Below are 24,470 nucleotides of genomic sequence, written 5' to 3'. Positions count from 1 at the left end.
TGTGGCCGCCGCGTATGCCAAGACGTTGACGTACTACGCCGCGAAGTCCGGTTCCGCCGCGGCGAAGACGACGGCGAAGGCGCTGTTGGACGGCATGTGGAGCAACTACCAGGACAGTCTCGGTATCGCCGTTCCGGAGACCCGCGCGGACTACAACCGGTTCGACGACAGCGTGTATGTGCCGAGCGGGTGGAGCGGGACGATGCCGAACGGGGACGCGGTCAACTCCGCTTCTACGTTCGCCTCGTTGCGGTCCTTCTACAAGAACGATCCGGCGTGGTCGAAGATCCAGAGCTATCTGGCGGGCGGGGCCGCGCCTGTCTTCACGTATCACCGGTTCTGGGCGCAGGCGGATGTCGCGTTGGCCATGGGGTCGTATGCGGAGCTTCTTGAGTAGTTCGGCCGAGTGCTCCGCGAGGTGGGCCGGTTCTTGGCTGCGGGTCCGTTGTAGCTGGTCGCGCAGTTCCCCGCGCCCCTGAAAACACCTCACTGCACGGCACTTTCTCGGAGCCGCCGGGCGGCCCCCACCCGCACTGGGGGTCGCCCCGCACTCGTGTCCTGCCGCCTCTTCAGGAGAGGACCTCACGTGCGAAGAACCCGTATCCTCACGGCCGTACTCGCCCTCGCCGCCGGCCTGTTGGCGGGCAGTCCGTCCGCCCTTGCCGCGAGTGCGCCGAAGACCGCGCTCGCCGCCGACACCTACACCTGGCACAACGCCCGTATCGACGGTGGTGGGTTCGTGCCCGGCATCGTCTTCAACCGGAAGGAGAAGAACCTCGCCTACGCCCGTACCGACATCGGCGGTGCCTACCGGTGGCAGGAGGCGACGAAGACGTGGACGCCGTTGCTGGACTCGGTCGGGTGGGACGACTGGGGGCACACCGGGGTGGTGAGTCTCGCGTCCGACCCGGTCGATCCGAACAAGGTGTACGCGGCCGTCGGCACGTACACGAACAGCTGGGATCCGACGAACGGGGCCGTCCTCAGGTCCGGTGACCGGGGCGCGAGTTGGCAGAAGACGGATCTGCCGTTCAAGCTCGGCGGGAACATGCCGGGGCGAGGTATGGGTGAGCGGCTGGCCGTCGACCCCAACAAGGACAGCGTGCTGTATCTGGGCGCGCCCAGCGGGAAGGGGCTCTGGCGGTCCACGGACTCCGGGGTGACCTGGTCGCAGGTGACGAACTTCCCGAATGTCGGCAACTATGTGCAGGATCCGACCGACACGAGCGGGTACGCCAGCGACAACCAGGGCATCGTGTGGGTCACCTTCGACGAGTCGACGGGTACGTCCGGCAGCGCGACGAGGACGATCTACGTCGGTGTCGCCGACCAGGCCAACGCCGTGTACCGGTCGACGGACGCGGGCGCGACATGGAGCCGGGTGGCCGGGCAGCCGACGGGGTATCTGGCGCACAAGGGTGTACTGGATGCGGTCAACGGTTATCTGTACATCGCATACAGCGACAAGGGCGGGCCGTACGACGGCGGCAAGGGCCAGCTGTGGCGGTATGCGACCGCGAGCGGCACCTGGACGAACATCAGCCCGGTCGCGGAGGCGGACACCTACTACGGGTTCAGCGGTCTGACCGTCGACCGGCAGCATCCGGGGACCGTGATGGCGACGGCGTACAGCTCCTGGTGGCCGGACACGCAGATCTTCCGCTCCACGAACAGCGGGGGCACCTGGACGAAGGCCTGGGACTACACGTCGTATCCCAACCGTGCGAACCGCTACACCATGGACGTGTCCTCCTCGCCCTGGCTGACCTTCGGGGCGAATCCGTCGCCGCCCGAACAGGCCCCGAAACTGGGCTGGATGACCGAGTCGCTGGAGATCGACCCGTTCGACTCGAACCGGATGATGTACGGGACGGGTGCGACGCTCTACGGCACGGAGAACCTGACGAACTGGGACAGCGGCGGCCAGTTCACCGTGAAGCCGATGGTGCAGGGGCTGGAGGAGACGGCCGTCAACGACCTCGCCGCTCCCCCGTCCGGCGGGGCCCAACTCCTCAGCGCACTGGGCGACATCGGCGGGTTCCGGCACACGGACCTCACCAAGGTTCCCTCGATGATGTTCACTTCGCCGAACTTCACCACGACCACGAGCCTCGACTTCGCGGAGACCAACCCCAACACGGTGGTGCGCGTGGGCAATCTGGACTCGGGGCCGCACATCGCGTTCTCGACGGACAACGGCGCCAACTGGTTCGCGGGGACGGATCCTTCGGGCGTGAGCGGTGGCGGGACAGTGGCCGCGGCAGCGGACGGGAGCCGGTTCGTATGGAGTCCGGCGGGTGCCGGGGTGCAGTACACCGTCGGATTCGGTTCGTCGTGGTCGGCGTCCAGCGGTATTCCGGCGGGTGCGGTCGTCGAGTCGGACCGGGTCGACGCGAAGACCTTCTACGGCTTCAAGTCCGGGAAGTTCTACGTCAGTTCGGACGGCGGGGCGACCTTCACCGCGTCCTCTGCGACCGGGCTGCCCAGCGGTGACAGCGTGCGGTTCAAGGCGCTGCCCGGGACGAAGGGGGACGTCTGGCTGGCGGGCGGGGCGAGCGACGGGGCGTACGGGCTGTGGCACTCCACCGACGGCGGCGCCACCTTCACCAAGCTCGCGAACGTCGACCAGGCCGACACCATCGGCTTCGGGAAGGCGGCGACCGGTGCCTCGTACCAGACGCTCTTCGCCAGCGCGAAGATCGGCGGCGTACGCGGCATCTTCCGGTCGACCGACAAGGGCGCGAGCTGGACGCGGATCAACGACGATGCGCACCAGTGGGGTTGGACGGGTGCGGCGATCACCGGGGACCCGCGGGTGTACGGGCGGGTGTATGTGTCGACGAACGGGCGCGGGGTGATCTACGGCGACTCCTCCGACGCCGGTGACGGAGGCGGCGGGGGTGGTGGCACCGATCCGACTCCTCCCACAGGCTCCGTCTGCACGGTCACGTACAGGATCACCAACCAGTGGACGGGCGGCTTCCAGGCCGACGTCCAGGTGACCAACAGCGGGTCAACCGCCTGGAGCGGCTGGGCACTTGGCTGGTCCTTCGCGGACGGTCAGCAGATCGCGCAGCTCTGGAACGCCGACTGGACCCAGTCCGGCGCGACCGTGACGGCGAAGAACGTGAGCTGGAACGGGACGGTGGCGGCCGGTTCGTCGGTGGGGTTCGGGTTCACGGGGAGTTGGTCGGGGGTGAATACGAAGCCGGCGTCGTTCAAGGTGGGTGATCAGGCCTGCACGGTCGCCTGAGCAGGGCGGAGAGGGTGGCTGCGCGCACCACGGCGCGCGCAGCCACCTGTCTCGGGCAGTGCGGTCAGGGAGTGTAGACAGTCGGCCGAGGTGCCGTCGCCATCCCGTCGCCGATGTAGAAGCTCGGGTGGGGCGGTTGGTTGTATGCAGTATTTTGCCAGGCCAGGGCCGTGCGGTACTGGGTGTCGTGGAGCAGGGTCGTGATCCTGGTGGTCGTCTCGTACGGGGTCGAGTAGATCCGTAGCGCCGTGTTGTCGGTGGTGGGCCAGACGACCTCTTCCCGCCAGTCGCCGAGGATGTCGCCGGAGAGGGTCGGGGTGGCCTTGGTGCTGTTGTTGGAGTGGACGTCGGCGCCGGTCAGGAGGCGGGTGTCGGCGGTCGTGCCGTACTTGTCGATGTGGGTGGAGTCGAGGAGTTCGCGTACCGGGTCGGCGTCCCACCAGGACAGGAAGTTGGTGCTGGAGGGTTTGCGGGTGGACACGACCGTGCCCTGGGGGTTGCGGATGCCGCTCTCCGACGCCGACCAGGACTCGGCGCCGGGGCTGCCCGCCCAGATGTCGCCGGAGACGCCCCGGCCGTTGTCGCCGTTGGCTGGTGTGGACCAGATGATCGCGCCGGTCTTCGCGTCCGCCATCCACGAGGACGGTTTCGAGGAGTCCTCGTCGACCTTGAACTCCTCCAGGCCTGGGCGGGACGGGTCGAGGTCGCCGACGTGCATGGCGTCGCCGTGGCCGTTCTTGGTGGTCCACAGGCCGGCGCCGTTGTCGTCGACGGCCATCGAGCCGTACACGATCTCGTCCTTGCCGTCGCCGTCGACGTCGGCGATCGCCAGCTGGTGGTTGCCCTGGGCGTCGTAGCCCTTGCCGGTGTTGGTCGAGGAGTTGGTGTCGAAGGTCCAGCGGCGGGTGAAGGCGCCGTTCCGCCAGTCCCAGGCGGCGATCACGGTGCGGGTGTAGTAGCCGCGTGCCATGATCAGGGAGGGGCGGCCGCCGTCCAAGTAGGCGGTGCCGGCGAGGAATCGGTCGACTCGGTTGCCGTAGGAGTCGCCCCAGGAGGAGACCGTGCCGCGCGCCGGGACGTAGTCGACGGTACTCATCGCCTTGCCCGTCCGGCCGTCGAACATGGTCAGGTACTCGGGTCCGGACAGGACGTAGCCGCTCGAATTGCGGTAGTCCGCCGCCGAGTTGCCGATGACCGTGCCGGTTCCGTCGACGGTGGCGTCGGCCGTCTTCATGGCGATCTCGGCCCGGCCGTCGCCGTCGTAGTCGTACACCTGGAACTGTGTGTAGTGCGCGCCGGAGCGGATGTTGCGGCCCAGGTCGATGCGCCACAGGCGGGTGCCGTCGAGTCTGACGCCGTCGAGGATCGTGTTTCCGGTGTAGCCGGACTGGGAGTTGTCCTTGGCGTTGGTGGGCTGCCACTTGAGGACGAAGTCGAGTTGTCCGTCGCCGTCGAGGTCGCCGACGGAGGCGTCGTTGGCCTCGTAGGTGTAGGCGACGCCGTCGGGGGTGGTGCCGCCGGCGGGCGGGGTGATCGGGACGTCCTTGTAGCCGGTGCGGAACTGGACGGCATGGACGGAGTCGGCCTGTTCGACACCGCCGACGATCGCACGGACCGTGTAGTCGGCCTGAGCGAGCGCGCCGGCGTGGAAGTAGTTCGTGGAGCCGGTGACCGGGGCGGAGTTGACCTTCGTGCCGGCGCGGTAGACGTTGAAGGAGACGGTGTCGGGGTCGGTGCCGAGCCAGCGCCAGCTGACCAGGTTGCCGCTGTCGGTGTGGACGCTGACGACACCGCGGTCGAGGGCCTCGACCTGGCGGGCGGTGGCGGCCTGGGCGGTGCCGCCGGTGGTGAGTCCGGCGAGGACCAGGGCCGCGGCGGCGGTGAGTGCGGAGAGTACGGCCCTTCGTCTGGGGTGTTGGTGCGGTGGGCGCACGTGCGGGTGCGGGTAGCTCACGTGACGTACCTCCTGGGAGGACGGACGGGTTCCGTGCTCTCAGTCGCCGCTGCCGGTGAGCAAGTTGCCGTATCTTTCGGCCAGTTCGGCGACCGTGCGGGTGATCCGGTCGCGGAGTTCGGGTGGTGCGAGGACCTCGATGTCCGTGCCGAGGCGCAGGAACTCGCCGTGTGCGTGGTCGATTGACTCGATGGGGACCGACATCAGGGTCCAACCGTCGGGTTCCGCCCGTCCGTTGAGGGGGACCGCCCGGGCGAGGGTCGCGCCGGGTGCGAGCCGGACCACCGCTTCGCTCCTGTAGAGGCGGTCGTGGAAGTCGCGTTGGTGGGCGGTCCAGTACGCGGCGAGGTCGAAGCCGTCGGGGCGGGTGAACTCCTCGGCGGGGTCGGGGGTTGTGAGTGCGAGGATCTGGTCGACGCGAAAGGTGCGCGGGCCGGGACCGGCCACGACATACCAGCGGCCGGCCTTCAGGACGAGTCCGTACGGCTCCAGTCGGCGCTCCACGTCGGTCGGCTCGCGCCAGCGGCGGTACATCGCATACAGAACGCGGTTGTGCCATACGGCGTCGGCGACTGTATGCAAAAACGGTGTGTCGTCGGCGTCCGCGTACCAGCCCGGCGCGTCCAGATGGAAGCGGCCGCTGATCCGGTCGGCGTGCTCGCGCAGCTCGGCAGGCAGGGCCGCGCGTACCTTCAGCTGGGCGGCGGCCAGGACCGGGCCGAGGCCCAGCTCGGCGGCCGGTCCCGGCACCCCGGCGAGGAACAGGGCCTCGGCCTCGTCCGTGGTGAGGCCGGTCAGGCGGGTGCGGTAGCCGTCGAGGAGGCGGTAGCCGCCGGCGTGGCCCGCGTCGCCGTACAGCGGGACACCGGCCGCGCTCAAGGCCTCGACGTCCCGGTAGACCGTGCGGACCGAGACCTCCAGGGCCTCGGCGAGCTGGGCGGCGGTCATCCTCCCCCGGGTCTGGAGCAGGAGCAGGATCGAGAGGAGTCTGCTGGACTTCACTGACACAGGATGTCAGTGAAGTGCTCCTAGCGTCCTGTCATGCCTTTCACGGAGAAACTGCTGACCGTGCCACCGCCGATCGAGGTGGCCGGGCGGCGCGTCAAGCGCTACCACGTCACCGCCGATCCGGCCGGGATCGCGCCCGAGGTGGAGGCGGCGGCGTACGCGATCCTGCCGAAGCTGCTGCCCGAGCCGGACGGCACTCCCCCGGCCACGTTCGTCGTCCTGCACCGGGGCGGTGACGACGGCGCCTATCTGAACGCGTACAGCTGGGTGTGGGACAACGTCCTGCACTTCCGGGGCGCGTCGGCGGGCCAGCCGGTGCTCGGCTGTCCCGACCTCGACCCCACCCACTTCGTCACTCCCGACCTGCCGTGGATCGGCTGTGTCTGGGAGCTGCCGCCGATCCTGCACGAACGGGACGCCTGGGTACGGCATCTGCTCGCACCCGAAGTCCCGGACCTCGACGCCTACTTGGCGGACTCCCTGCCCGCCGGAACCACGGGAGACCGCTCATGAGCAGCCCGCGCGACTTCGACTTCCTGCACGGCGAGTGGGAGGTCGTGAACCGTCGTCTCGCCGACTTCCTCCAACCCGACAGTGGCTGGGAGAAGTTCACCGGGGTCAGTCGCTGTTGGCCGCTCTTCGACGGCGCCGCGAACGTCGACGAGATCGACATGCCGTATCTGGGGTCGAAGGGGCTGACCCTGCGGCTCTTCGACCAGGAGACCGAACTGTGGTCCCTGAACTGGTCGTCGAGCCGTAGCGGGAAGCTGTTCCCGCCGGTGACGGGCCGGTTCGAGGGCGGCCGGGGCGAGTTCTACGGCGACGACACCCACGACGGGAAGGAGGTGCGGGTGCGGTTCGTGTGGTCGGGGGTCTCCGCGAGCGGCGCGCGCTGGGAGCAGGCGTTCTCGGTGGACGGCGGGGCGAGTTGGGTGACGAACTGGACGATGGACTTCACCCGGCCACAGGCTTCCTGAAGGCCAGGATCGTGAACTCGGGGTCCGGGCGCGGTAGTTCCTGGTCCGGCAGCGACTGAAGTCGCTCGGCGAACCGTTCGGTGAGCGGCTGGCCGGGCGGCAGCATGGTGAACCAGCCGCGTCGCAGGTCCGCGGTGGTGCTGCGGGGGCTGCGGCCCTGGCCGTGGCCACGGAAGCGGGCCGTGCCGGCCGGGTGCAGGCCCTGCTCGGCGGCGTGGGCGCGGACGTGGTCGGGGCGGTCCTGGGCGGGGCGGCGCGGGCGTGGGGCGAGGACGGCGTCGATGTCGCTGCCGACGTCGTGGGCGGCGGCCTTGTCGACCGTGGTGAGGTACACCCCGCCCGGTCGCAGGACCCGCGCGCACTCCGCGATGATCGCCCTGGCGTCCTCGGGGCCCGCCACGAGGTGCAGCAGCCAGATGGTCGTCACGGCGTCGAACACGCCGTCGGGGAAAGGGAGTTGGCGGCTGTCGGCAAGGAGTACGGCGCCGGGGAGCCGGGTCGCCGCCGTACGGGCCATGGCGGGGGCGGCGTCCAGGCCGGTGACCCGCAGGCCGGGGCGGGCGGCGGCCAGGCGGCGGGTGACGATCCCGGTGCCGCAGGCCACGTCGAGCAGGGCGCGGGCGCCTGGCGGGACGAGGCCGAGTACGGCTTCGGCAGCGGCGGCGGCACGGGGCTCGCCGCCGCGTGTCGCGTCGTAGGCGTCGGCTTCCTTGTCGTAGTCGAGCACGCGCTGTCACCCCCACCCGTCCCGTGCGGTCAGGCCGCGCCGTGGCCCGGGGCCAAGTCCTCGACCCTGCGGGCGAGTTGGAAGTCGAGGTCGGTGATCGCGCCGCCGACGCTGTGGGTGTTCACGGTGAGGGAGACGGTGTTGTAGCCGAGGGTGAGGTCGGAGTGGTGGTCGAGTTCCTCCTGGACCTGGGCGATGTGGACGACCATCGCGGTGGCCGCGAAGTGGGTGCCGAGCCGGTAGGTGCGGGTGAGGCGGTCGGCGTCGGCGGACCAGCCCGGGAGTTCCGCGAGGCGGTCCTCGATCTCCTTCTGCGACAGCGGTGCGACGGCCATGGCCTGGGTCCTTCCTCGGGGTCGGGTTCCTCTTCGGCGACTTCAGCGTGCCACAGGCGGTGGGCTGCGTGCCTGGTCAGACGAGTGCCCCCGGGTGAGTCCGGTACACGGCTCCCCCGGACGGGTTCCTCGGTCCGCTCACGGGCGGGCCGCTTCGACTACGGTCGTGCGTATGACCATCGTCGCGACCGGTACTGGCACCGGCACCTCCGCGGGCCAGGGTGTCGGCCCGTTGCTGCGTGCCTGGCGGGAGCGGCGGCGGGTCAGCCAGCTGGAGCTGGCGCTGCGGGCCGATTCCTCGGCGCGGCACATCAGCTTCGTGGAGACGGGGCGGTCGCGGCCGAGCGAGGAGATGGTGCTGCGGCTGGCCGAGCATCTGGAGGTGCCGGTGCGGGAGCGCAACTCCCTGCTGCTGGCGGCCGGTTACGCCCCGCGCTATCCGGAAACCCCGTTGGACGACCCGGCGTTGGGCGCGTTGCGCGAGGGTCTGGAGCGGCTGATCCAGGGCTACGAGCCGTATCCGGCGCTGGTGGTCGACGCCGTCTACACCGTGGTCGCGGCGAACCGGGGCATCACCATGCTGCTGGACGGCGTACCGGAGTCGCTGCTCCAACCGCCGCTGAACGCGATGCGGTTGACGCTGCACCCCGAGGGTCTGGCGCCGCGCATCCGCAATCTGGGTGAGTGGCGCGGGCATCTCCTCGCGCAGATGGAGCGGCAGATCGCGTTGCACCGGTCCGAGCCGCTGCGGGCGCTGTACGAGGAGGTCGCCGCGTATCAGGTGCCGGCCAAGGCAGGCGACGAGGCCGAACCGGCCTCCTCCGTACCGTACTTCGCGCTGCCGATGCGGATCGAGCACGAGGGCCGGGTGCTGTCGTTCGTCTCCTCGATCTCCACGTTCAACACTCCGATGGACGTGACGGTCTCGGAGCTGGCGATCGAGACGTTCCTCCCGGCCGATCCGGCCACGGCCAAGTACCTGCGCGGGCTGGGTGACTGACGGATGATCATCTCCGAACCGCTGAGACAATGGCCGGAACATGGCACACTGCCTCCAGACTTCGGCGCGTATGGGGAGGCGTGGCGTGAGTGAGCGGCGGCCCGCGCCCACCGTGGGCCAGGTAGTGCTGGGCAGAAGGCTCCAGGAGTTGCGCGAGGCGGCCGGTATCAAACGCGAGGAGGCCGCGCAGGTCCTGCGGGTGGCTCCGGCGACCGTACGGCGGATGGAGATGGCCGAGGTCGCGCTGAAAGTGCCGTATGTGCAGGTGCTGTTGAGCACGTACGGGGTCTCCGACGAGGAGGCGGACTCGTTCGTCGCGCTCACTGAGGAGGCGAACCAGCCGGGTTGGTGGCAGCGGTTCCACGACGTGCTGCCGGAGTGGTTCAGCCTCTATGTGAGCCTGGAGGGCGCGGCCGGGCTGATCCGTTCGTACGAACCGCACTTCGTGCCCGGCCTGTTGCAGACCGAGGACTACGCGCGTGCCGTGATGGAGGCCGGGACGATCGGGCAGACCGGTCCGGAGACCATCGAGCGGCATGTGTCCCTGCGGATGGCGCGCCAGGGGCTGTTGGAGCGGGACAATCCGCCGCACCTGTGGGTGATCATGGACGAGACGGTGCTGCGGCGTCCGGTGAGCATGCGCGGCGAGGTGATGCGCGAACAGCTGGACAGACTCCTGGAGTTCGGCGAGCGCGACCGGGTCACGCTCCAGGTCGCGGAGTTCGAGAACGGCCCGCACCCGGGGACGTACGCCCCGTTCTCGCTGTTCCGTTTCGCCGAACCGGAGCTGCCCGACATGGTGTTCACCGAGTATCTGACCGGCGCCCTGTATCTGGACTCCCGTACCGAGGTCTCCGCGCATCTGGAGGTCCTCGACCACATGACGGCGCACGCCGCGTCCGCGCAGCGCACCAAGAAGATCCTGCGGGACTACCGCGAGACCTTCTGAGCACGGCCCGCACACAGCACGTTCCCGGTACAGCACGGCCCGGCACACCGACCCGAACTCCCGAGGAGACGACACCGCATGACCGGATCCGAAGCCGCGCCCACCCGTATCGACACCAGCCGGCCGCATCCGGCGCGGGTGTACGACTGGTGGCTCGGCGGCAAGGACAACTACCCGGTGGACGAGGAGCTGGCGCGCCGGATCCTCGCCTCGGACGGCACGGCGGTGCGCGGGGCGCGGGCCAACCGCCGGTTCATGCACCGGGCGACGCGGACCGCCGCCGAGGCCGGGATACGCCAGTTCCTGGACATCGGCACCGGTATCCCCACCGAGCCGAACCTCCACCAGGTGGCGCAGAGCGTCGCCCCGGACGCGAAGGTCGTGTACGCGGACAACGACCCGATCGTGCTGCGGCACGCGGAGGCGCTGCTGCACGGCGCGCCCGAGGGCAGCACCGAGTACGTGCACGCCGACGTCCGCGACCCGGACACCATCCTGCGGCTGGCCGGCGAGACCCTCGACTTCACCCAGCCGGTCGCGCTGTCGCTGGTCGCGCTCACCCACTACCTGGGCGACGACCTCGACGGCGACGACGTGTACGGCCTGATCAAGCGGTACGTCGACGTCCTCGCCCCGGGCAGTTACCTCGTATTGTCGCAGGTCACGCCGGATCTCAGCCCCGAGGCCATCGGAAAGGCGGCCGAGCACTTCCGGCGCAGCGGCACCCCGTTCTACCCGCGCTCGCTGACCGAGTTCTCGCGCTTCTTCGACGGCCTGGAGCTGCTCGGCCCGGGCGTGATCGCCGTCTACGGCTGGCGCCCGGAGCCGGAGGACGTGGCCGCCCAGGCGGAGGGCATCGTCCCGGTCTACGGCGGGGTCGCGCGCAAGGCCTGACCCGTACGGCTGCTGTGAACGGGTGCGCTCCCCTGCCCCGCCCTAGGTTCGACACCACGGGCGAGCAAGGGAACGCACCCGTTCACGGCGCCCGGCGACGGGCCCAACCGCCCGGACCGGCCGGACCACGAAGCGAAGGACGCCTGATGCCCTCGGACGCTGTGCTGTACCAAGGGGCCGCCCTCTGCCTGACCTACCCCGACGACGACTTCCGTGCCCGGCTTCCCCTGCTGCGTGAGGCCGCTCCGCAGCTGCGGGAGTTCGTCGACCACGCGGCTCTCGCCCCGCCGCAGGAACTCGCCGCGCACTACGTGGACGTCTTCGACTCCGAGATCGGGCACAGCCTGTACCTGAGCCGGTGGCACGACGGCGACGCCCGGCGGCGCGGTACGTCCCTGGCCCGCTTCCAAGAGCTGTACCGCGCGCACGAGTTGGAGTTCACCGGCGAGGAACTGCCCGACTTCCTCCCCGCGGTCCTGGAGTTCACGTCCCGCACCGGCAACCTCGACCTGCTCACCGAGTACCGCACCGCGCTGGACCGACTCCGCGCCCGGCTGGCCGGCTTCGGCACGCCGTACGCGTCCGTCCTGGACGCCGTCTGCGCCACCCTGCCGACCGCGCCCGGCGGGCGGACCGTGAGCTAGGCCGCGCCGCCCTTCGGCTCGCGTTCGTCGTCGACGATCTCCGCGTCGACGACGCCTTCCTCCTCCTGGGGTGAGGTGTGTTCCGTGGGGGTCTCCGTCTGTTCCGTCGGGGACTGCTGCCCGGCCTGGGCGTACATGGCCTGGCCCATGCGCTGGCTGACGGTGGCGAGGTTCTCGACGGCGGCGCGCAGCTCGGCGGTGTCGGACTCGCCTTCCAGGAGGGTCTTGACCTGCGTGGCCGCCGCCGCGACCTCCGACTGGGTGTCGGCCGGGATGCGTTCCTCGTTCTCGCGGACGAACTTCTCGGTCTGGTAGACGAGTTGTTCGGCCTGGTTACGGGTCTCGGCGGCCTCGCGGCGCCTGCGGTCCTCGTCCGCGTACTGTTCGGCCTCGCGCATCATGCGGTCGATGTCGTCCTTGGGGAGCGCGGAGCCGCCGGTGACGGTCATCTTCTGTTCGCGGCCGGTGGCCAGGTCCTTGGCGGAGACGTGCATGATTCCGTTGGCGTCGATGTCGAAGGCGACCTCGATCTGCGGGACGCCGCGCGGGGCGGGCGGCAGGCCGGTGAGGTCGAAGACGCCCAACTTCTTGTTGTACGAGGCGATTTCGCGCTCACCTTGGTAGACCTGGATGCCGACCGAGGGCTGGTTGTCGGTGGCGGTGGTGAAGATCTCCGAACGCCGGGTCGGGATGGTCGTGTTGCGTTCGATGAGCTTGGTCATGATGCCGCCCTTGGTCTCGATGCCCAGGGACAGCGGGGTGACGTCGAGGAGGAGGACGTCCTTGACGTCGCCGCGGATGACTCCGGCCTGGAGGGCGGCGCCGACAGCCACGACCTCGTCGGGGTTGACGCCCTTGTGCGGGTCCTTGCCGGTGAGTTCCTTGACGAGGTCGGTGACGGCGGGCATGCGGGTCGAGCCGCCGACGAGGATGACGTGGTCGACGGCGGAGAGTTTGACGCCGGCGTCCTTGACCGCCTGGTGGAAGGGGGTCTTGCAGCGGTCGAGGAGATCGGCGGTGAGTTCCTGGAACTGGGCGCGGGTCAGCTTCTCGTCGAGGTGCAGCGGGCCGTCGGCGGAGGCGGTGATGTAGGGCAGGTTGATCGTCGTCTCGGCGGCCGAGGAGAGTTCGATCTTCGCCTTCTCGGCGCCCTCGCGCAGCCGCTGGAGCGCCATCTTGTCCTTGCCGAGGTCGATGCCGTACTGGCCCTGGAACTTCTTGACCAGGTACTCCATGACCCGCTGGTCCCAGTCGTCGCCGCCGAGGTGGGTGTCGCCGTTGGTGGCCTTGACCTCGATGACGCCGTCGCCGATCTCCAGGAGGGAGACGTCGAAGGTGCCGCCGCCGAGGTCGAAGACGAGGACGGTCTGTTCCTCGCCGCGGTCGAGGCCGTAGGCGAGGGCGGCGGCGGTCGGTTCGTTGATGATCCGCAGGACCTTGAGGCCCGCGATCTCGCCGGCCTCCTTGGTGGCCTGGCGCTGGGAGTCGTCGAAGTAGGCGGGCACGGTGATCACCGCGTCCGTGACGTCCTCGCCGAGGTAGGCCTCCGTGTCCCGCTTCAGTTTCTGGAGTACACGCGCGGACAGCTCCTGGGCGCGGTACCGCGTTCCGTCGATGGCGCCCGTGTCCGGGAAGCGCCAGTCGGTGTTGCCCATGTGGCGTTTCACCGAGCGCGCGGTGCGCTCGATGTTGGTCACGGCCTGCCGTTTGGCGACCTCGCCGACCAGTACCTCGCCGTTCTTGGCGAAGGCCACCACCGAGGGTGTGGTCCTCGCTCCCTCGGCGTTGGCGACGACCGTCGCCTCCCCGCCCTCCAGTACCGCGACCACCGAGTTCGTGGTCCCCAGATCGATCCCGACCGCACGTCCCATAGCCGTCCCCTTCCGCCGAGCGCTGCCCGATCTCCAGCACAAAACTTGAGTGGCGGAAAGTCAATGCCGCACCCGTTTTCCGAGTGCGGCATCGAGGTGGGAGAGGGAGCCGGGATCAGGCGGATTCGACCGTCAGCGTGATCGTCGTACCCGTGAGCGCCTGGCTGACCGGGCAGTTCTTCTTGGCGTCCTCGGCGGCGGCCGCGAAGCCGGCCGCGTCCAGGCCGGGGACCTCGCCGCGGACGGTGAGGTGGATGCCGGTGATGCCCTCACCGGGCTGGAAGGTGACGTCGGCCTTGGTCTCCAGGCGGGTGGGCGGGGTGCCCGCGCCGGTGAGGCCGTGCGACAGCGCCATGGAGAAGCAGCTGGAGTGGGCGGCCGCGATCAGTTCCTCGGGGCTGGTCTTGCCGTTGGCCTCCTCGGCGCGCGACGCCCACGTCACCGGCTGCACACCGATGCCTGACGAGTCGAAGGTGACCTCGCCGCTGCCCTTGATGAGTTCGCCTTCCCAGACGGTGTGTGCGGTGCGCGTGGTAGCCACGGTGATTCCTTTCGAAGCGGATGTCGTTCGGAGCCATCCGATCACATTCCGGTTCAGCGCACCCGGAAGACCGGCCCACGCGGGGTGAACGGCAGGCGAGCGCCTTGTGGAATCAGATAGGCGTGCTCGCGCCGCACCCGCAGTACGTCGCACCAGCCGTCGGTGATGACGAGGACGGGCGCGCCCGGCGGAAAGTCGTCGGCGCGGTGCAACAGGTCGATTCCGGGCTGGAGTACGGTCCCGCCGCGCCCGTGCACACGCACCCGGCCGGCGATGTCGGTGACCGGCACATAGCCCGCGTCGTGCGGGGCCGCGTCGCAGAACACGACCCGGGCGGCCGGTACGTCACGGGCCTCGGCGTACGAGGCGATCGCGCCCAGCGCCTTGCCGAGGAGGCTGTGGTTCATGGAGCCGGAGGTGTCGAGGACGACGCCGAAGGTGCAGCGGGCGACCTCCTCCGGCGGGAAATAGTGGCCGGCACGCGGGATGTCGGGGGTGGAGGACTGGCGGCGCGAGGGACGGGCGTACGACCGTACGGGCTCGGGGCGGGGTACGAACTCGTCAAACCAGCGGGCGAGTTGGGCGTCCCAGGGCAGGGGCGGATGGCTGAGGGTACGGATCTCCTCGACCAACCCGCCGGGCAGGAAGCCGCGTTCGTGCTGCTGGTGCAGGTCCAGGCCGCGGGCGAGGCCGCGCCGGTAGAACTCGTCGAGGTCGACGTAGTCGCGGGGACTGCCGAGCGGGCCGCCGAGGATGTCTCCGGTGCCCTTGCCGCGCAGGGTGGCCAGGCGGCGGGTGCGGCGCAGGTCGGCGGTGATCCGGTCGTAGACCTCCTCGGCGGAGAGGTCCTTCAACTCCGGGTCGTACAGCAGGCCTTCGGGCATCGTGCCGATGTCCATCTCGCGCAGCCAGCCGTTGATGACGTAGTCGGCGGCGACGTTGAAGAGGAACGGGTCGCGGGTGCCGCAGCGGTCGCCGTGGCGCAGGGCGGCGTGCAGCATCTCGTGGGCGAGGACGAACCGCCATTCCTCGTCGTCGAATTGACGCAGCGGGTTGATGTAGATCTCGGCCGCCTCGGTGTCGACGGCGGCGACGGAGATGCCGTGGGCGCGGGCGAGTTCGGCGTCGGCGACGAGGGTGATGCCGGCCGCGATGCCGCCGAGCAGTGGGTAGTTGGAGACGAACCAGCTCAGGGCGCGCTCCCAGGGCCGCAGCCGGGTCGGGCCGCCGTACATCGAGTCGCGGCGGCCGCCGGCCAGGTCCATGGCGAGGGACATCGTGCGGGTGAGGGCGCTCGCGAAGGCGATCTGCCAGTCGACGGGCTTCCCGGGCCAGCCGTGCCACGGTACGAGCAGTTGGTCGGGGTCGCTGCCCGCCGTACCGCAGTGTTCGTAGGCGGCCGGGATGCCGTCGCGGCGCCAGCGGGCGGCGAGTTGTTCCTCGTCGCCCGAGGGGTAGGTGGCGGGGAGGTCTTCGGGGGTGCGGCCGATGGGGAAGGTGAGCAGGAAGCGGTTTACGACGACGCAGCGGGCGGCGAGGTCGAAGCGGTCGGGCTGTTCGCGCTCGCCGTTGGCGCCGGGGACATGGCCGAAGCCGAGGTGGATGAGCGCGTGCGCGATCGCCCAGGCCCATTCGGCGGGTTCGGCGAGCCGGGTGGGGTGCGCGTGGAGATACCCGTTGGAGTTGACGAGGACGAGCCCGTCACGGGGCGCGGCCCGGCACTCCTCCTCCCGGCACAGCTCGAAGTCGATCGCGGCGAGCGCGGGGTTGGCCCACACGAGCTTCAACCCGGCCGTGAACGCCTCGGTCGCCGGGTCGGGCTTCTTCTGCTCGGGGTCCTTCTTGCGGGTACGGCTCACGGTCGGGCCTCCGGGACGGATCCGGGCCGGAGCGGCGCCCGCGTGGAGCCGAGCGGGAGAGTCGTCCGCGCCCGGGCGACGCCGAACCCCCGTGTCATGACGGCCCGTTCGCCACCTCGCCGAGCCCGGGGCTCACCGAACTGCCTTGCCGTAGCGGCCCGTTCACTTCCCCACCTCACCGCCGCGCCTCCACCAGCCGGGGCATGTCCCGGGCCGCCTCCACCAGGAACCAGGCCGGGAGGACCGGGTTGCCGTCGTCGTCCGAGGCGATGACGCTCTGGGCCACCTCGACGGAGATCTCGGCGAGTTGGACGAGGAGGGACTTGGCGCGGTAGGCGGTCTGGCGGCCGTTCGCCGACAAGTGGTCCTTGCTGGCGGGGAGTTCCTTGATGAGGCGGCTACGGAAGGACTCGGCGAGGTAGTAGAGGAGGTCGCGGTCCTCGGTGCGGTTGGGCCAGCGGGCGTCGCCCTTGAGGACGGCCTCGATGCCGAAGCGGCTGCGCACGATCTTGACGTAGCCGCAGAACGCGACCGCGTGGGCGGGCGTCAGCGTGCCGTGCGCGATGACCTTGAGGGTGTCCTCGTCGAGGTCGGGTCCGAAGGAGCCCAGCGCGTCGGAGAGCATGTGCCAGGAGCGGGGCGTGGAGAAGGGCTCCTCGGTCTTTGGCGGCTTGGACCACAGGTGGTCGGGGCGGTCGGTGAGGTGGTCGAGGATCCACGGGTGGATGCCGTTGGCGGCGGCCCATGCGAGCCAGTCCTTCGGGGACGCCTCCAGGTGGACGTGGGTGAGCCGGTTGATCAGCGCGGAGGCGATCGGGCGGGCCAGCGCGTTGTCGGTCGCGCGGTTGCCGGCGCCGATCACGATGGAGCCCTTGGGGAGTTCGTAGTTCCCGATGCGGCGGTCCAGGATCAGCGAGTAGAACGCCTTCTGCACATCCGGTGTGGCCGCGTTGAGTTCGTCCAGGAACAGGCAGTACGGCTCGTCGCGCGCGATGGCCTCCGGCGGGCAGAACACCGACCGTCCGTCACGGATCTGCGGTACGCCGATCAGGTCCTCGGGCGCGAGCTGCGTGCCGAGCAGACTGACGCACTCCAGCCCCAGCGACTGGGCGAACTCCCTTACCAGGGAAGACTTTCCGATGCCGGGGGCGCCCCAGAGGAAGACGGGGCGGACGGTCGCGAGACCCAGCAGCAGTTCGGGGATCCGGGCGGGCGTGACAGTGACGGCAGCCTGCAAAGCAGCAGCTCCTGAAGGAGGTTCGAGGTGGGGAGACTCGAACAGTGTGGGCGCACGAACCGCCCACCGCAGCCCATTTTCAGGCGGCCCGCTCCTCGGGCTCCGCCGGCAGCGGCACCTGCGGGCCGTTCAACTCCCGCAGCCAGCGCCGCAGTACGCGGTGGATGTGCTCGGCGCCGACGAGGTCCTCGCCGTCCTCGACGGGCGCGGAGAGGGCACGCGGCGACAGCAGGAACGGCCTGCCCTGGCAGCCGCCGAGGCCGCCGTGGGAGCCGATCTGCTCCTCGAAGGCGAGGACTTCGCCCTCGGCGGGGTCGTACCAGGAGTTGACCATGATGTCGGCGGTGTGCGGGAAGGAGTGGGTGCGCCGGACGGCGTCCGCGACACCGGGACCGAAGTCCGCCAACGGGGCCTGTTTGTCGTCGAGTTCGGCCACCGGCAGCTCAGCGCCGTGCGCGCCGAGGACGACTCCGCCGTGCTCCGCGCTGCGGACCAGGACGAAGCCGACGCCGGGGTGGTTGGCGAGGGTGGTGAGGAGGGCCGGGTGGCGGGCGTCGATCTCCTCCTTGGTCATGCGGTGCGGCACGTCCGGGAAGGAGATCAGGCCGAGGTTGCCGGAGGCCAGCACGATCGGCTCCGAGTGGCGGCCGGAGTGGGCCTGCCGCTCGTCGCCGTCCTTGGCGGGCCTGCGCAGCGCCGCGCGGACGGCGGCGCGGGCCTCGGCGCCACTGTGGGTGCGGCGGGCCCGGCGCGGCACGGGCAGCCCGCAGCCCGCCCGCACGAGGTCGCCGAGGGTGAGGCCGTAGCGGCCCTGGAAGGTCTCGCCGGGGCTCTGCCCGTGGTCGGAGAGGACGACGATGCGGTACGGGCGCGGGGCGTGCTCGGCGACGTTCTCGATCAACGCGAGGGAACGGTCCAAACGTTGGAGGACCTTGGCGGCGTCCCGGCTGCGCGGTCCCGAGTGGTGGGCGACCTCGTCGTAGGCCACGAGGTCGGCGTAGACGGCGGTGCGGCCCGCGAGCATGTCGCCCATGACCGCGGCGACGACGACGTCCCGTTCCACGACGGTCGCGAAGGCGCGGACCAGGGGGTAGAGGCCGCCGCGTTTGACGCGGGGGCGCTGCCTGGTGAGGCGGGAGCGGGTCGACTGGCCGATCTCGCGGCCGACCTCGGCGACGAAGGACATCGCGGTGCGGACGGCGTTCGCGGGGTCGGAGAAGTAGGCGAAGTAGCCCGCGCGGGAACGGTTCTCCCGGCCCCGGCGGCGGATCGCGATGGACAGCACGAGGGCCTGTTCGTCGGCGCCGCCGCTGAACAGGTTGCCGCGGCTGGCGCCGTCCACGGTGAGGAGGCCGCCGTCGCCGGTGTGCTCGATGGCGCGGCGCTGGAGTTCGGCGGCGCTGGTCGGGCGGTTGCAGACCATCACCTCGCCGGTGTCCTTCTCGTACCAGCGGAACGCGGGGATGTCGTGGTTGGAGCCGTGCAGGATGCCGAGTTGGCTGGCGCCGGTCTGGCTGGACCAGTCGGTGCGCCACGGGGTGAGGCGGTGGGTGGGGCGGTCGCCGCCGAGGAGTCGCGCGACGGTAGGCATCAGCCCCTTCGCCATCGCGTCGAGCAGGACGTCGTGGCCGACGCCGTCGAGCTGGAGGAAGACGGTGCCGGGCGAGGACGGGCCGGGCGGCAGGGCCCTGCGGCGGCGGTCGGCGAGACGGTAGAGGCGCCGGCGGTAGGCGTCGTCGTCACGGACGGCCAGGGCACCGCCGGTCGCGGAGGCCACGGCGGACATCACGGCGGCGACGACCACGGCGGTCTCGGGGGCGACCTGGCCGCGCAGCCCGCCGTCCGGATTGATGCGCAGGGCGATCAGCAGCAGCGATCCGTTGAGCACGAAGACCAAGAGGCCGAGGACGAGTGCGGGCACCAGCAGCAACAGCCGTACCAGCAGCGGCCAGACCAGGGCCGACAGCACACCGAAAGCGCCGGCGCCGAACGCCGCCGTGACGCCGATACGGGTGGCACTGTCACCGTCCGCCGACTGGAGTTTGAAGTCCGGCAGGATCCCGGCGAGCACCAGCATGGTGACCGTGGAGACCGCCCACACCGCGATACTCCGCCCGACCTGACTGGCGAGCCGCCGCCAACGCGCTCCACCCACGCCCCGTACACCTCACGTCCCGGGCCCGTCGACCTGGCGGGCCTCCACCCACCTTGTCACAACGGGTGGAACGGTCCAGATGTCACCGGCCGTCGTAGCCCGCCGTCGGCATGGACAGCCGTCGGTGCACGCTGGCCTTCATCTGGGCGTCGTAGCAGGGTTCCGCGCGGCCCACCGTCTCGATCCGGACCCCGCGGCGCGCGCACTCGTCGGTGAACTCCTCGACGGAGGACAGCGCGCTCTCCAGGACCCGGCGGCTGGGGGCGACGAACAGGTCGAGGCCGGGGCGGACGCCGTCCCACAGGGCGCTGTGGTCGGGGCGCAGTCCGCGCACGAGGAGCTCGCGGGCGATCACATAGCCGTGGTCGGCGGCCCAGCGGGCGCACATGGCGTGCTGGCTGCGCGAGTCGACCAGGAAGGGGTCCTCGTCCAGTTCCTCCAGCGGTGTCAGGCTGGCGATCGCCGTGACCCTGACCCGCGAGGGCATACCGGAGGCACCGCGTACCTGTCCCATGGCGTCCCCCTCACCTCCGGGTTTCGCCGCCGACCCTACTCCTGCCCGTAGGCTTCGGGGGAGTCGCGCGAAGGAGGCAAAGAAGGTGCCGGTGGAGATCACCTGGTGGGGTCACGCCACCTGCACGATCGAGGACTCGGACACACGTGTCCTCACCGACCCCCTGTTCGCCCGCCGGCTCGCGCATCTACGACGCCGCCGGGGCGCGGTGCCACCGCCCGAGGCCCATCGCGCGGACCTGGCGCTCGTCTCCCATCTGCACGCCGACCACCTGCACCTTCCCTCGCTCGGCTCCCTCGCCCCGGGCACGCGCCTGCTCGTGCCCCGGGGCGCACTCCGCGCGGTGCCGGGGTTGCGCCGGCTCCGGCAGCTGCGGATCGACGAGGTGTCTCCCGGCGACCAGACGATGGTCGGCGACCTGGTCGTACGGGCCGTGCCCGCGCGGCACGACGGGCGGCGGCTGCCCGTCGGACCGCACCGTTCCCCCGCGCTGGGCTACGTCGTCGAGGGCGAGGCGCGCACCTACTTCGCCGGGGACACCGGACTCTTCGACGACATGGCCAAGGAGGTCGGGCCGGTCGACGTGGCGCTGCTGCCGGTGGGCGGCTGGGGACCGTATCTCGGCGAGGGACATCTGGACGCGGGGCGCGCGGCCGAGGCGCTGGCGCGGCTCTCGCCGCGCAGTGCGGTGCCGGTGCACTACGGCACGTACTGGCCGATCGGGATGGACGCGGTGCGCCCGCACGAATTCCACACGCCCGGCGACGAGTTCGTACGCATCGCGGCCCGACTCGCGCCCTCCGTGGCCGTGCACCGGCTCGGGCACGGCGAGAGCGTACGGCCGGAGGTCGCCCGGTGAGCTGGATCGCCCAGGCGGTGTCCGCGACGGCGACCACGTCGCCCGAGTCCACTCAACAGGCCATCGGGTACCCGACGTTGTTCCTGCTGGTGCTGTTCGGGGCGCTGGTGCCGGTGATTCCCACGGGGGCGCTGGTGAGTTCGGCGGCCGTGGTCGCGTTCCACCAGACGGCGCCGTTCGCGCTGGCGCTGGTGTTCGTGACGGCTTCGCTGGCCGCGTTCCTCGGGGATGTCGCGCTGTACTGGCTGGGGCGGCGCGGGATGGGGTCGAAGAACGGCTCGCGCTGGCTGGAGGCGATCCGCGCGCGGGCCCCCGAGGACCGTCTTGAGCAGGCCCAGAAGAAGCTGGCCGACCACGGGGTGACGGTGCTGGTGCTGTCCCGGATGGTGCCGGCGGGGCGTATTCCGGTGATGCTGGCCTGTCTGCTCGCCGAGTGGCCGATCCGCCGGTTCGCCCGGGGCAATGCGCCGGCGTGTCTGGCCTGGGCGGTGACGTACCAGCTGATCGGCATCCTCGGCGGCTCGCTGTTCCCCGAGCCGTGGGAGGGTGTGGTGGCCGCGGTCGCGCTGACCGTGGCGATCAGCGCGGCCCCGACCGTGTGGCGCAGGGTGCGGAGGACGACTCCCGCCTAGGCAAGCACTCTTGAGCCTCCTACCGGTAGGTCCCACAGGTCCTCGCGCGCCAACTCTGCCTTCTCCCATGCCGCCTTGACCCGTGTCAGCGGCTCCAGGACCGGCTCCGCCGACAGGACGAACGTGCCCCAGTGCATCGGGGCCATCCGCCGCGCGCCCAGGTCCTGGGCCGCCCGCACCGCCTCCTCCGGGTCGCAGTGGACGTCGCTCAGCCACCAGCGCGGGTCGTAGGCCCCGATGGGCAGGAGGGCGAGGTCGATTCCCGGATAGCGGCGGCCGATCCGCGAGAACCAGTGGCCGTAGCCCGTGTCGCCCGCGAAGTAGACGCGTTGTCCGTCCGGTGCCGTCATCACCCAGCCGCCCCACAGGGAGTGGCAGGTGTCGGTGAGGCTGCGCTTGGACCAGTGGTGGGCGGGGACGAAGTCGAGCCGTACGCCGTCGAGTCGGGCCGCCTCCCACCAGTCCAGTTCGGTGACGCGGGTGAATCTGCGGCGCCGGAACCAGCCGCCGAGGCCGGCCGGCGCGAACACCGGGGTGTGGCGCGGGAGTCGGCGCAGGGTGGGGGCGTCGAGGTGGTCGTAGTGGTTGTGGCTGATGACGACGGCGTCGATGGGCGGGAGTGCTTCCCAGGCGACGCCCACGGGGGTGATGCGGGCCGGGGTGCCGAGGATGCGGCGGGACCAGACCGGGTCGGTGAGGATCGTCAGCCCGCCGATCTGCACCACCCAACTGGCGTGTCCCGCCCAGGTGACGGCGACGGTCAGGGAGTCGACCCGGGGCAACGGCTCGGGGGCGAACGGGAGTCGGGGGATGTCGGCGAGGCCCTCGGGGCGGGGCCGTACGGAGCCCTCGCGGGCGAAGCGGGCGATCGCCTTGAGGCCGGGCAGCGGGGCGGTGAGCCGGTCGTGGAAGGTCCGGGGCCACACACGGCGCTCGCCGAGGGGGCGGGGCTCGGCGAGCGGCGGGGAGGAGGGGATGAAGGGAGACGGGGACGCCGTGCGGCCGGCGTCCGGGGTCGTCGTGGTCGACTCGGACTGCTGCGTCATCGAGGAGGCTCCCATCGCTGAGCGTCGTCGCGGAGATCGTCGAAGACCGACCTCAAGGACATCAACGCGCGTTGCACGTGTGGCAGTTCCAACGGCACGGGTGACATGAGGCATTCCGCGCGTTCCTCATCGGTTCGGCCCAGCAGTGGTCCGGTGGACAGCCGTACCCGCAGCGCGCCCAGGTCGTCGCCGAAGCGGTGGCCGCCCGGCGCGGGCATGCCGAGCCGGGCGGTGAGGAACTCCTCCAGGTCCTGCGCGTCGCCCACCCCCTGCGGGGTGAGCGCGTGGCGCAACGGCCCGAGATCGACGTACAGATGACGTCCCGCCTGCGGCGGCCGGGCGAACGCGCCCGCCCCGGTGACGGCCGCGTGCGCGGCGACGGCCACGCGCGCGTGCAGCCCTACGGCCCTGTCGCGGCGGGCGACGACCGACGCGGGCTCGCCTAGGGCGTGGCCGGCCGCGGCGGCGACGGGTGCGGCCACCCGGGCGCCGAGTGCGGTGAGGACGTCGAGCACGCGCGCGTGGAGCGCGTTCCCGGCGCGGCCGGTGGGGAAGCGGGCGACGGCGGCGGGCCAGCCGGACGGGAGGAGCGCGCCGGCGAGGTCGGTGACGACGGTGACCCGGTCGGGCAGCATCTCGGCGGGGCTGAGCAGCATGGTGCGCCGGGGCGCGTGCAGGGTGTCGCGCCAGGTCTCGTCGCTGACCAGGTGCAGGCCCTCACCCGCGGCGGCCTCGACGGTCTCGTGCATGACCTCGGGCGGCACGACGGTGGCGGTGGGGTCGTCGGCGACCGACAGCACCAGCAGCCGCGGGTCACCGCCCTCGTCCCTGACCCTGCGCACGGTCTCCAGCAGGGCGTACGGGTCGGGCACCCCGCCGCACTCGGCCGGAGTGCCCACATGGAACACGGGTCTGCCCAGCAGCCGGGCGTACGGCGCCCACCAGGCGGCACACGGTCTGGGCACCAGGACGTCACCGCCGAGCGCCGCGGTCAGCGCGACCAGCAGCGCGGGAGCACCCGGGGCGGCGGCCACGCGGGCGGGCTCGGCGGGCAATCCCCGGCGTTCGAAGTAGCCGCTCGCGGCCTCCAGCAGCGCGGGAGCGCCGCCGACCGGCTGTTCCTCGGTGCGGCTCGCGGCGGCGGCCAGGACGGCGGCCAGCTCCGGGAGCACGGGCAGTCCGTCGTCGGGGAACACCGGCCCGTAGCGGACGGGTCCCTGGCCTACCGCGTCCGCCTGCCGCATGGTGCCTCCGCGCAGTCCCTCGTGCCGTGCCGTGTCCTGGTCGTGCCCTCAGTGTCCCGGAGTCCGCCTGCGCAGCCGGTACACGGCACCGCCGCACGCGCCCGCGATCAGCACACCACCGGCGACCAGCGCCGGCACGGAGTCGGTGAAGGTACCGCCCTCCCCGGCCCGCACCCCGCGCTCGATCACGGCGGCACCGGCACAGGAATCACCCCGGGGTTCCTGACACGGCGGCTGCCCGCCACCGCCCCCGTGTTCCACGCTGAAGGTCGCACTCCACGGCCTGCCCTGCCCGCCGGGCGGCGCGGGGCAGGTCCCGTCGACGGTCCACGCGGGGTCCCGCCCGTTCCCCTCCCCGTCGGAGACGCGTGCGGTCCCGCGATAGGCGGTCCCGGCGGCCCGGTCGTCGTTGCCGGGCACCCTCCGCAGCTCCACGGTCCCGTCGTCGAACCCCTGGGACCTGCCCTGGATGCTGTCGGGCGCGGTCCCCCCGACCACCTCGCACGACACGTCGACGGTCACGCTGCCACCCGCCTGAACAGTGCTGGGACTGACCTCGGCCCCCGATTCAACGGCCACAGCGGGCCCGCCGGCACCCACCAGCGCGACAACGGACAGAGCAAGCGCGGTGCGACGCATGAGCGGGTCTCCTTAGACCGAGGACGGCGGCAACACCATCGAAGCCCGGTCAGCAGAGAGCCGCGCGCGGCGAGACCCGAGCGAGTGAAACTCAGGCCGACCGTCCAGGGGCGCGGGGCTGTGTCTATTTGC

Annotated in this window: 23 protein-coding genes; 10 read left to right on the top strand and 13 right to left on the bottom strand. The window is 71.1% G+C overall.

Features of this window, described 5'->3' with window-relative positions; genetic code table 11:
• Positions 1-397 (top strand): glycoside hydrolase family 48 protein (locus SSP08S_RS56175; RefSeq protein ID WP_281176157.1); only part of this gene is annotated, 397 nt, incomplete at its 5' end.
• Positions 398-586: 189 nt separating this feature from the next.
• Positions 587-3,253, top strand: coding sequence for a cellulose binding domain-containing protein (locus tag SSP08S_RS30085; RefSeq protein WP_019071366.1), 2,667 nt, complete (start codon positions 587-589; stop codon positions 3,251-3,253).
• Positions 3,254-3,317: 64 nt separating this feature from the next.
• Here the strand turns inward: SSP08S_RS30085 and SSP08S_RS30080 are convergent, their stop codons facing one another.
• Positions 3,318-5,207, bottom strand: a complete 1,890-nt coding sequence (locus tag SSP08S_RS30080) for a rhamnogalacturonan lyase (RefSeq protein WP_019071365.1) — start codon at positions 5,205-5,207, stop codon at positions 3,318-3,320.
• 39 nt (positions 5,208-5,246) lie between these two features.
• Positions 5,247-6,209: a helix-turn-helix transcriptional regulator gene (locus SSP08S_RS30075; protein ID WP_019071364.1), complete on the bottom strand. Its 963-nt coding sequence runs from the start codon at positions 6,207-6,209 to the stop codon at positions 5,247-5,249.
• 39 nt (positions 6,210-6,248) lie between these two features.
• Here SSP08S_RS30075 and SSP08S_RS30070 point away from each other — a divergent pair, with 39 nt between their 5' ends.
• Both SSP08S_RS30070 and SSP08S_RS30065 read left to right on the top strand, forming a co-directional pair.
• Positions 6,249-6,728, top strand: a complete 480-nt coding sequence (locus tag SSP08S_RS30070; RefSeq protein WP_019071363.1) for a hypothetical protein — start codon at positions 6,249-6,251, stop codon at positions 6,726-6,728.
• Positions 6,725-7,192 (top strand): hypothetical protein, encoded by a 468-nt coding sequence (locus SSP08S_RS30065; protein WP_019071362.1) that lies wholly within the window; start codon positions 6,725-6,727, stop codon positions 7,190-7,192. Before SSP08S_RS30070 ends, SSP08S_RS30065 begins: the two co-directional genes overlap by 4 nt.
• On the opposite strand, the gene SSP08S_RS30060 is transcribed toward SSP08S_RS30065, so the two are convergent.
• Together SSP08S_RS30060 and SSP08S_RS30055 are read right to left on the bottom strand one after the other, a co-directional pair.
• The gene (locus tag SSP08S_RS30060; protein WP_019071361.1) at positions 7,170-7,919 is read right to left on the bottom strand and encodes a class I SAM-dependent methyltransferase; all 750 of its coding nucleotides are present in this window, start codon (positions 7,917-7,919) and stop codon (positions 7,170-7,172) included. The two genes, SSP08S_RS30065 and SSP08S_RS30060, sit on opposite strands and share 23 nt — an antisense overlap.
• A 29-nt stretch (positions 7,920-7,948) precedes the next feature.
• Complete coding sequence (locus SSP08S_RS30055; RefSeq protein WP_019071360.1) at positions 7,949-8,254, bottom strand: 4a-hydroxytetrahydrobiopterin dehydratase; 306 nt, start codon at positions 8,252-8,254, stop codon at positions 7,949-7,951.
• A gap of 172 nt (positions 8,255-8,426) precedes the next feature.
• Here SSP08S_RS30055 and SSP08S_RS30050 point away from each other — a divergent pair, with 172 nt between their 5' ends.
• From SSP08S_RS30050 to narJ, 4 genes are all read left to right on the top strand, one after another.
• Positions 8,427-9,254 (top strand): helix-turn-helix domain-containing protein, encoded by an 828-nt coding sequence (locus SSP08S_RS30050; protein ID WP_019071359.1) that lies wholly within the window; start codon positions 8,427-8,429, stop codon positions 9,252-9,254.
• A gap of 85 nt (positions 9,255-9,339) precedes the next feature.
• Positions 9,340-10,203, top strand: a complete 864-nt coding sequence (locus tag SSP08S_RS30045; protein WP_026178949.1) for a Sco1979 family transcriptional regulator — start codon at positions 9,340-9,342, stop codon at positions 10,201-10,203.
• A 78-nt stretch (positions 10,204-10,281) separates the two neighbouring features.
• On the top strand, positions 10,282-11,097 hold the full coding sequence (locus SSP08S_RS30040) for an SAM-dependent methyltransferase (protein WP_019071357.1): 816 nt from the start codon (positions 10,282-10,284) through the stop codon (positions 11,095-11,097).
• Positions 11,098-11,243: 146 nt separating this feature from the next.
• Entirely contained in the window at positions 11,244-11,741 is a 498-nt protein-coding gene (narJ, locus tag SSP08S_RS30035) for a nitrate reductase molybdenum cofactor assembly chaperone (RefSeq protein ID WP_019071356.1), read from the top strand.
• Here the strand turns inward: narJ and dnaK are convergent.
• The 6 genes from dnaK to SSP08S_RS30000 form a co-directional block, all read right to left on the bottom strand.
• Positions 11,738-13,612, bottom strand: coding sequence for a molecular chaperone DnaK (dnaK, locus tag SSP08S_RS30030; protein ID WP_019071355.1), 1,875 nt, complete (start codon positions 13,610-13,612; stop codon positions 11,738-11,740). The genes narJ and dnaK overlap by 4 nt on opposite strands.
• A 115-nt stretch (positions 13,613-13,727) precedes the next feature.
• Complete coding sequence (locus SSP08S_RS30025; protein WP_019071354.1) at positions 13,728-14,153, bottom strand: OsmC family peroxiredoxin; 426 nt, start codon at positions 14,151-14,153, stop codon at positions 13,728-13,730.
• 53 nt (positions 14,154-14,206) lie between these two features.
• On the bottom strand, positions 14,207-16,012 hold the full coding sequence (locus SSP08S_RS30020; protein WP_019071353.1) for a vWA domain-containing protein: 1,806 nt from the start codon (positions 16,010-16,012) through the stop codon (positions 14,207-14,209).
• A gap of 175 nt (positions 16,013-16,187) precedes the next feature.
• Positions 16,188-17,249 carry an ATP-binding protein gene (locus SSP08S_RS30010; protein WP_019071352.1) on the bottom strand — a complete coding sequence of 354 codons (1,062 nt, stop codon included), beginning with the start codon at positions 17,247-17,249 and terminating at the stop codon, positions 16,188-16,190.
• Positions 17,250-17,328: 79 nt separating this feature from the next.
• Positions 17,329-19,404 carry a phage holin family protein gene (locus SSP08S_RS30005; RefSeq protein WP_078532557.1) on the bottom strand — a complete coding sequence of 692 codons (2,076 nt, stop codon included), beginning with the start codon at positions 19,402-19,404 and terminating at the stop codon, positions 17,329-17,331.
• A gap of 82 nt (positions 19,405-19,486) precedes the next feature.
• The gene (locus tag SSP08S_RS30000) at positions 19,487-19,918 is read right to left on the bottom strand and encodes a hypothetical protein (RefSeq protein WP_019071350.1); all 432 of its coding nucleotides are present in this window, start codon (positions 19,916-19,918) and stop codon (positions 19,487-19,489) included.
• Between the two features lie 85 nt (positions 19,919-20,003).
• Between SSP08S_RS30000 and SSP08S_RS29995 the strand changes: the two genes are divergently transcribed.
• A complete protein-coding gene (locus tag SSP08S_RS29995) occupies positions 20,004-20,777 on the top strand; it encodes an MBL fold metallo-hydrolase (protein WP_019071349.1) in 774 nt (257 codons plus the stop codon).
• Positions 20,774-21,409 (top strand): DedA family protein, encoded by a 636-nt coding sequence (locus SSP08S_RS29990; RefSeq protein ID WP_019071348.1) that lies wholly within the window; start codon positions 20,774-20,776, stop codon positions 21,407-21,409. Before SSP08S_RS29995 ends, SSP08S_RS29990 begins: the two co-directional genes overlap by 4 nt.
• On the opposite strand, the gene SSP08S_RS29985 is transcribed toward SSP08S_RS29990, so the two are convergent.
• From SSP08S_RS29985 to SSP08S_RS29975, 3 genes are read right to left on the bottom strand one after another with little or no spacing between them, the layout of a single operon-like run.
• Positions 21,406-22,455: an MBL fold metallo-hydrolase gene (locus SSP08S_RS29985; protein ID WP_019071347.1), complete on the bottom strand. Its 1,050-nt coding sequence runs from the start codon at positions 22,453-22,455 to the stop codon at positions 21,406-21,408. The two genes, SSP08S_RS29990 and SSP08S_RS29985, sit on opposite strands and share 4 nt — an antisense overlap.
• Positions 22,452-23,699, bottom strand: a complete 1,248-nt coding sequence (locus SSP08S_RS29980) for an aminotransferase class I/II-fold pyridoxal phosphate-dependent enzyme (RefSeq protein ID WP_019071346.1) — start codon at positions 23,697-23,699, stop codon at positions 22,452-22,454. The genes SSP08S_RS29985 and SSP08S_RS29980 overlap by 4 nt, the downstream gene beginning before the upstream one ends.
• A 48-nt stretch (positions 23,700-23,747) precedes the next feature.
• Complete coding sequence (locus SSP08S_RS29975) at positions 23,748-24,338, bottom strand: hypothetical protein (RefSeq protein ID WP_019071345.1); 591 nt, start codon at positions 24,336-24,338, stop codon at positions 23,748-23,750.
• Positions 24,339-24,470 lie beyond the last annotated feature (132 nt).

This window comes from Streptomyces hokutonensis (assembly GCF_000376565.1).
Classification (GTDB): Bacteria; Actinomycetota; Actinomycetes; order Streptomycetales; family Streptomycetaceae; genus Streptomyces; species Streptomyces hokutonensis.
The sequence above is the reverse complement of the archived record's forward strand: the minus strand, read 5'-3'. Positions and strand labels throughout refer to the sequence as shown.

Excerpts from the sequence above, each read along its gene's own strand:
- SSP08S_RS30070 (WP_019071363.1), top strand. The coding sequence starts at position 6,249 with ATGCCTTTCACGGAGAAACTGCTGACCGTGCCACCGCCGATCGAGGTG.
- SSP08S_RS30065 (WP_019071362.1), top strand. The coding sequence starts at position 6,725 with ATGAGCAGCCCGCGCGACTTCGACTTCCTGCACGGCGAGTGGGAGGTC.
- SSP08S_RS30055 (WP_019071360.1), bottom strand. The coding sequence starts at position 8,254 with ATGGCCGTCGCACCGCTGTCGCAGAAGGAGATCGAGGACCGCCTCGCG.
- SSP08S_RS30050 (WP_019071359.1), top strand. The coding sequence starts at position 8,427 with ATGACCATCGTCGCGACCGGTACTGGCACCGGCACCTCCGCGGGCCAG.
- SSP08S_RS30040 (WP_019071357.1), top strand. The coding sequence starts at position 10,282 with ATGACCGGATCCGAAGCCGCGCCCACCCGTATCGACACCAGCCGGCCG.
- narJ (WP_019071356.1), top strand. The coding sequence starts at position 11,244 with ATGCCCTCGGACGCTGTGCTGTACCAAGGGGCCGCCCTCTGCCTGACC.
- dnaK (WP_019071355.1), bottom strand. The coding sequence starts at position 13,612 with ATGGGACGTGCGGTCGGGATCGATCTGGGGACCACGAACTCGGTGGTC.
- SSP08S_RS30000 (WP_019071350.1), bottom strand. The coding sequence starts at position 19,918 with ATGGGACAGGTACGCGGTGCCTCCGGTATGCCCTCGCGGGTCAGGGTC.
- SSP08S_RS29985 (WP_019071347.1), bottom strand. The coding sequence starts at position 22,455 with ATGACGCAGCAGTCCGAGTCGACCACGACGACCCCGGACGCCGGCCGC.
- SSP08S_RS29980 (WP_019071346.1), bottom strand. The coding sequence starts at position 23,699 with ATGCGGCAGGCGGACGCGGTAGGCCAGGGACCCGTCCGCTACGGGCCG.
- SSP08S_RS29975 (WP_019071345.1), bottom strand. The coding sequence starts at position 24,338 with ATGCGTCGCACCGCGCTTGCTCTGTCCGTTGTCGCGCTGGTGGGTGCC.